This window comes from Pseudanabaena sp. FACHB-1998 (genome assembly GCF_014696355.1).
In the GTDB taxonomy this organism is placed as follows: domain Bacteria; phylum Cyanobacteriota; class Cyanobacteriia; order Pseudanabaenales; family Pseudanabaenaceae; genus Pseudanabaena.
This window is the reverse complement of the sequence record NZ_JACJQA010000040.1, coordinates 1-2011: the sequence shown is the minus strand read 5'-3', so window position 1 is coordinate 2011 and position 2011 is coordinate 1. Positions and strand designations below refer to the sequence as shown.

At 41.7% G+C, this 2011-nt stretch carries 1 protein-coding gene; it reads right to left on the bottom strand.

Going from position 1 to position 2011, the window contains the following annotated elements; all coding sequences use genetic code 11:
* Positions 1–229 precede the first annotated feature (229 nt).
* Positions 230–1771, bottom strand: a complete 1542-nt coding sequence (locus tag H6F42_RS16540; protein ID WP_190400474.1) for an SUMF1/EgtB/PvdO family nonheme iron enzyme — start codon at positions 1769–1771, stop codon at positions 230–232.
* Positions 1772–2011 lie beyond the last annotated feature (240 nt).

Here is a 2011-nt window from a genome sequence, read left to right as displayed (position 1 = left end):
AATTCATCTAGCAATTCTTTGCGAATATTCATCGGTTTTTGTGTTAGTTATTGTGTGGCTAGATTATCTCTCTGCATACATCCCAGACTTTACACATTTCACTTTACACTCTCAATCGCGAAAAAATACCCCTCCTGCTAGATGCCCGAATTGCTCCTCAAAAAATATTGATCAAGTTTTAGGCTAGTACTTGTAGCCACTTGATTTATTTGCAATTTAGTACCCTCAGTTAAGAAAATAGAACTACGCGGAAACCTATATCAGAGTCTCTATCAGCAGCAGGATAATAACCACGATAACCAGATCGGCAATTATCAGTGTAGCGATTCCAACCACCACCACGAACGGCTTGGCGATCTGAGTCTTCGCTAGTTAATAAATCTGCTTGACACCATTCCCAAACATTGCCGTGCATATCGTATAGCCCCCATTTATTTGGAAGCTTATTTCCTACTGGGTGCGGATTCTGTCCTGAATTATCGCCATACCAAGCATATTTATCTAATTCTTTATCATCATCACCAAAATAATACTTTGTTCTTGAATCTGCTCGACACGCATACTCCCACTCAGTTTCACTTGGAAGTCTGATCTTTCGTCCTGTGAGTCTTGATAGTTGCTTACAGAAAACCACTGCATTCTTCCAAAATACGCTATCTACAGGTAATTGAGCGTCACCTTTAAATTTTGATGGATTGCTGCCCATTACTGCTTGATATTGTGCTTGCGTAACTGGATATTTTCCCATCCAAAACTCTTCATCGAGGTTAATCTCACGACCTCCATCCATAATTAGTTGACCACTTGGAATCTTTACAAGTTCCAGTTTTTGGCTATTTGGTAATTCTAAAATAATTCCAGCAGAGTCTCTTCGATATTGAGATAATACTAATGTCTGAGTTGGTATAGATACTTGAGACAGCAAAATGTCTCTTTGTTGTTTCGGTATCAGAATTTCTAATATTTCTTTCGCAGACAATCGTAGTTTCGGGGCATCTACCAAGCAATTCTGAACAATCGAATCAAAAAGCTGAGGTAAATCCCCTTTAATCTTGATATTCATTTTCCAAATATCCGTCACCCCATCAAACGGCAACGCCCCCGTCAGCATTTCCACAATCATCACACCCAAAGACCAGATATCCCAAGCAGGAGAAACCTTCATTGGTGCATCTTCCGAATAAGCAGCATAAACCTCTGGCGGCATATAAATTGGTGTCCCCGTGAAGCTAGTCGTCATCGTGCCACTTTCTCGCCCCATCTGCCGCGCAATCCCAAAATCTGAGATTTTCCAAACATTCCCCACCCGCAACACATTCGCAGGTTTCAGATCCCGATGCGTTACCGACTGACCATGCAAATACACAAGTCCCGAAGCGATCGCCTCAACAATTTCTCTCACTTCACCAACTGGCAAAACCCGCGATGCTTGCAAATAATCCTCTAGCGTTCCACTCGCAATCTCCATCACCAGACCATAACAGTCATAATTAAACGCCAAATGCTTTAACCGTCCCTCCTCAGAAGTAATGCAATTAATCAAATTAGGATGTTTCAGCCTAATCGCTGTAACTAACTCCTTAGCAATAATATCCGAAGGCATTTTATCCTTCCGAATCGCCTTAATCGCCACCTCCTGAATTTTTGTACCACCCACCACCTCATCCGCCAAAAACACCGCTCCAAAAGCCCCCGCCCCCTTAAACTCCTTCAAATAATACTTATGGTTGAAGTAAGTCTTCTCGAAAATCTTGTAAAGCTCGTTATCCATAGAAATGCTTGCAGTGGCTAGATTACTGGCTGATCAGGTGGCACAAGTCAAATATAGCCTACCAATAAGCCACACATCAAAAAAATTAAGATTAGCTTGAATTATTGTAGCGATCGCCCTTATTTTGCTGAAAAACTTCGACTACACCAAACTTGTCTCAAGATGCGATCGCTGAAAACTTAATCTCAACCTTCTGATTGAGAGCGCCAGCAATTTTCTGCAACATTGACAGCGAATGCC